The organism is Pedobacter sp., assembly GCF_035566355.1.
In the GTDB taxonomy this organism is placed as follows: Bacteria; Bacteroidota; Bacteroidia; order Sphingobacteriales; family Sphingobacteriaceae; genus Pedobacter.
In genome coordinates, this window is the sequence record NZ_DATMRL010000525.1 from 1 (window position 1) to 5,306 (window position 5,306).

Sequence of the window (5,306 nt, forward strand, 5' to 3'; positions counted from 1 at the left end):
CTCCTTATTTCAGAGCCGTATTAAAAAACGATATCAAGAAAATTTTCCAGGACCGTTCCATTCTTAAAGCAGATGGTACACCTTACGACCTGGACAGAGATGGCCTCCGTGTGATCACCACACTTAATTATGACATGCAGGTCTATGCTGAAGAAGCTCAGAAAGAGTATATGAAAATCCTGCAAGCCCAGTTTACAGCCAGCTGGAAAGGGAAAAACCCTTTCAAGGACAAAGAGCTACAAATTGAGCAGGGTATTAAAAGGTCCGATCGTTATAAAGCGCTGCAACTGGAAGGTAAAAGTGAGGAAGAGATCAAAAAAGACTTCAATACCCCTACCCGCCTGAATATTTTTACCTGGAAAGGGGACATCGATACCCTGATGAAGCCTGTCGACTCCGTAAAATATTACAAAATGCTTTTGCGCAATGCAATGATGGTGATGGATCCTCAAAACGGCTATGTCAAAGCCTGGGTTGGAGGGATCAATTACCAGCACTTCAAATATGATCAGGTTAAAATGGGTACACGTCAGGTAGGTTCTACGGCTAAACCATTTACCTATGCGGTTGCCATTGACAATGGCTACTCCCCTTGCTACACCGTGATGAATGAACCGGTAAGCATTGATGTACCAGGCGGAAAACCCTGGGTTCCCAGGTCTTCAGGAACCCTGCCAGGAGCCATTACCCTGCAAAAAGCCCTTGCCTACTCTCAAAACTATATTGCGGCTTACCTTATGAAGCAGGTAGGACCAACTGCTGTAGCTGCACTGGCGAAAAAAATGGGAATTACTTCAGATGTTCCGGCCTACCCCTCCATTTCTTTGGGCTCCTTCGATGCCTCAGTATACGATATGGTAGGTGCCTATAGTGTTTTTGCCAATAAAGGCCTTTGGACAGAGCCCACTTATATATTACGTATTGAAGATAAAAACGGAATAGTTTTATATGAAAAACACCCAAGTGTACATCCGGCACTGAATGAAGAAGTAGCTTATGTAATGACCCGTATGCTCCGTGGTGTAGTACTCAATGGTACAGCATCGCGCTTAAGCTACAAATACGGTATTAAGACACCTGTTGGCGGTAAAACAGGGACCACCCAGAACAACTCCGACGGATGGTTTATGGGCATTACGCCTCAACTTGTTGGTGGTGTATGGACAGGTTGCGAAGATCGTGCTTTCCATTTCATCAGTACCCGGGAAGGGGAAGGAGGAAATACGGCCTTGCCTATTTTTGCCGGCTTCCTGAAAAGAGTGTATGCCAATCCAAAACTCAAGATCAGAAAAGACGATTTTGAGGTACCTAAAAATGGCGTTTCCATAGTATATGACTGCAACCAGTACCAGCAGCCAGATCAAAACAAAACCGAACTGGATGAGAAATTAGGTTTCTAACCGTATATTTTTTTTCAAAAACTGATTACAGATGAGTGCTTTTGACCATAAAAAGGCCCTGGCCGATATCCCCCATAAACCTGGTGTTTACCAGTACTGGGATGCAGAAGGCACCCTGATCTATATCGGTAAGGCCAAAGATCTGCGAAACCGGGTAGGGTCCTATTTTATACAGGATAACCAGCTCAACGGAAAAACAAGAGTTCTGGTTTCCCGGATCAGGAAAATCACCTTTACTATTGTCGATACGGAGATTGATGCCTGGCTGCTCGAAAACAGTCTGATCAAAAAGCATCAGCCACGGTACAATATCATGTTGAAGGATGATAAAACCTATCCCTGGATCATCATTAAGAAAGAACCTTTTCCCAGGGTTTTCTGGACCCGGAAAATGGTAAAGGACGGCTCTACTTATTTTGGACCTTATGCTTCTGTAGGCATGATGCACACCATTCTGGACCTGATCAAGGAAACTTATCCGCTCCGGACCTGTAACCTTCCTTTAACCCGTCCAAATATAGAAGGCGGAAAATTTAAAGTTTGCCTGGAATACCAGATCGGAAATTGTAAAGGGCCATGTCAGGCTTACCAGCTGGAAGAAGACTACAATCAGAATATTGAAGAAATTAAAGATATCCTTAATGGAAAGATTGGCAATGTGATCAAAGACGTTAAACAGATCATTAAGAATGCTGTTGACGAACTCAATTTCGAATACGCACACCAATACCAGAAAAAACTACTCGTACTGGAGAAATACCAAAGTAAATCTACCGTAGTGAGCAGCTCTATTACCAATATTGATGTCGTGAGCATCGCATCAGATGAACGTTATGCATTTGTAAACTACCTCAAGATTATGAATGGAAGCATTATTCAAACCCAAACCATTGAGATCAAAAAGCGTTTGGATGAAACAGACGAAGAACTGCTGACCCTTGCCATTACCGAATTCAGGACAAAATTCAACAGTACCTCCAAAGAAATCATTGTCCCTTTTGAGATCAAACTCAGCGATGCAGGGCTCAAATTCACTGTTCCGAAACTCGGAGAGAAGAAGAGTTTGCTGGAGCTTTCACAAAAAAATGTACTGTTTTTCAAAAAAGAGAAACTCAATCAATATGAGAAACTCAATCCCGACCTCCGCTCTGAGCGCATCCTGACACAAATGCAAAAAGACCTGAGGCTAACCAGGCTTCCGCACCATATTGAATGTTTTGACAATTCCAACTTCCAGGGCAAATACCCTGTATCGGCTATTGTCGTCTTTAGAGATGCCAAACCTTCTAAAAAGGACTACCGCCACTTCAACGTCAAAACTGTTGAAGGTCCAAATGATTTTGCCACCATGGAAGAAGCCGTTTACAGACGATATAAGCGTATGTTGGAAGAAGAGCAGCCTTTGCCTCAACTCATCATCATCGACGGCGGTAAGGGTCAGCTATCCTCTGCCATGAGCAGTTTAAAAAAACTTGGCATAGAGAAACAGGTTACTGTAATCGGAATTGCCAAAAGACTGGAAGAATTGTACTACCCCGGAGACAGCTTTCCTCTTTACCTCGATAAGAAATCAGAAACGCTAAAAGTGATCCAGCAACTTCGTGACGAAGCTCACCGCTTTGGGATTACCTTTCACAGAAAGAAAAGAGATCAGGGAACTTTGAAAACAGAACTGGAAAGTATAGAAGGCATTGGTAAAACAACTGCAGACAAACTGCTCCGTCACTTCAAATCCGTTAAAAGGATTAAGGAAGCTGAAGAACAGGAATTGTCCAAAGTACTTAATAAAAGTCAGGTCAAAACCCTTTTAACCTATTTCAATAAATAAAAAAGCCCCGGTCAGAAAACCGGGGCCATAAACCTTTATACTGTTTTAGTATTCCCAAAGACTTTGTTCGAAGTCTGAAATAGATTTCTTAATTCTTTCCGATTCGTACAGCTTTCGCGGATCTTTAGGATCTGTAAGTCCTAATATATCTGTTATATTCTTATTTGAAGGATTGGTTTCCTTAATTACATAACTTGCAAACAGCCTTCTTACAAAGAAATCATCAAAAGTCAGAACAGATGCATCATTACCCGGGTTAACCAATCTTTGCTTACTCAGCAATTCCCTGGCATCGTCATAGTACACCCAGAATACAGGTCTCCAGTTTCCCTCCTCCATTTTCATTGGTGCAAGACCAATGATCCTTGGCTCAAAGACCGAACGTTTAATGTCCAGGATCCAATCTTCTTTGATCCTGAATTTAACAAACTCATCGGCATTCAGGCGGTTCAGTACAGGACCGGTAAGTTTACCCGATACAGAATCTGCAACACCTTCGCTGGTCCCTCTGGCACTACGGAGTGCATCCTGGGGTGACATGGCAATCTTAAAGGAATCGTTATCATCCAATACCTTACCCGAGGCTGTATCTTTTGGAGAATATACCGTCAGTTCTTCGTTTCCAATAGCTTCCAGCAAAATGTCGATCAGTTTAGATTTCTCCGAATTCAATACAGAATTCACCGTATCCCTCAAATCAATCTCTCTCCAAATGCGTTTTGCATAGTAGACATCCTCTTCACGAACATCTGCATAGGGCACCATCACATTACTGTCAATGTCATTTCTTACAGAGAAGCCATCCCTCGGCGGCGTCTTCAGCTTCATTTTCTTCTGTGCCTTTGCCGTTGTATCCGCAGCCGAAACAGCAGGAGTAACTGCCGGAGCCGGCTTTGAAACCGTCGTCTTCGCTTTTTTAGCGGTTGTTTTACGCTTGCTGCTCTGTGCAAAAGAAGCACTGCACAACAACAATAGAACAACTGTATATATAACCTTTTTCATTTGGGTATGATTTTCTTTTATGCTCACAGGCTATTTTGCGGTAAATGTTATCGGATCCAACACTTTTTGCCTGCCATCCGGTCCTTCACAAACAATATCTTTAAAGATCACTGTTGCGCCAGGTTTAATGGAATTGAGTGCACCTTTAACCGCTCCTCCAAATCCAGCTCCGCTGCCTTGCATTGTGACCGCATCAGAACGTGGGTTAATAAAGGTAGCAGAATAACGGAGTACCCTGTATTTTACATCAAATACAAAATCTTCCAGTTGGGTTTCCAGTTCATTCGAACCTGTTAACCAGGATAGAGGCACATTACCGCCTGATTTTCCTTTAACCATTGCTCTCGGTGTAGGCAAAGCTTTTACACGGAACTTCTGGGAACCCAGGTTTACCGTTTTACCCGCATTACTTGCGCTTACGTTAATGCTCAGTTCTTTCCCAACCTGCGCACCCCCAACATTCACAGTAAACTTTCCGCCGCCACCACTTATGCTTCCTCCGCTAATGCTAGCTTTAATGCTCTCCAAAGGAAAACCTGCAGCTGAAACAGAAAAGGGGTTAGGAATTCCAGCATAGATCACATTCATTTTATCCGGAGACACCGTTGCAGAAGGTTTTGCGACCTGATAAGTCTGCTCTGGAGTTTTGTATTCTTTAATCTGTCCGTCCGTTTGTTTTACACGCACAACGCCCACCCATTTAAATACACCGACACCAGAAGTTCCACCAGTATAAGTTGCCTTTCCATCCTTAACGGCCAATGGACTTCCACCTACTGTTATCTCTGGTGTAGACCTGCTGTCACTTGCAGTAAGGAATACCTGAGCAGTATAAGGCTGCCCCTGGATCACATAAGAAGTAGGCGCTACTGCGACTGCATCAAACCGGTCAAGATTTACCTGTGCCTTATCCATATTACCAAATAGCTTTTTCACAATCTCCGCTTCCGCATTTTTAGTATCGGCCTGGATCTTTGTTAAAATCGTATTTGCCGCAGTCAACGGAGTACCTTCGCCGAAATTGATGTCCGACCATTGCTTTTTGCCATTCACATTCTTTGTCGCATCTTTTGCTT

The 5,306-nt window shown here is 43.2% G+C and carries 4 protein-coding genes; 2 read left to right on the forward strand and 2 right to left on the reverse strand.

Annotated features, from left to right (window positions below):
- Both VNZ46_RS20385 and uvrC read left to right on the forward strand, forming a co-directional pair.
- The coding region (locus VNZ46_RS20385; protein WP_325562057.1) for a penicillin-binding transpeptidase domain-containing protein at window positions 1-1,400 on the forward strand (1,400 nt) is incomplete at its 5' end.
- Window positions 1,401-1,431: 31 nt separating this feature from the next.
- Complete coding sequence (uvrC, locus tag VNZ46_RS20390; protein ID WP_325562059.1) at window positions 1,432-3,228, forward strand: excinuclease ABC subunit UvrC; 1,797 nt, start codon at window positions 1,432-1,434, stop codon at window positions 3,226-3,228.
- 45 nt (window positions 3,229-3,273) lie between these two features.
- Here the strand turns inward: uvrC and gldN are convergent, their stop codons facing one another.
- Together gldN and VNZ46_RS20400 are read right to left on the reverse strand one after the other, a co-directional pair.
- A complete protein-coding gene (gene gldN / locus VNZ46_RS20395) occupies window positions 3,274-4,230 on the reverse strand; it encodes a gliding motility protein GldN (RefSeq protein WP_325562061.1) in 957 nt (318 codons plus the stop codon).
- A gap of 30 nt (window positions 4,231-4,260) precedes the next feature.
- Window positions 4,261-5,306, reverse strand: a 1,046-nt coding sequence (locus VNZ46_RS20400) for a GldM family protein (RefSeq protein WP_325562063.1), incomplete at its 5' end; no start/stop codon positions are given.

Coding starts and splice junctions, on each gene's coding strand:
- uvrC (WP_325562059.1), top strand. CDS start 1,432: ATGAGTGCTTTTGACCATAAAAAGGCCCTGGCCGATATCCCCCATAAA.
- gldN (WP_325562061.1), bottom strand. CDS start 4,230: ATGAAAAAGGTTATATATACAGTTGTTCTATTGTTGTTGTGCAGTGCT.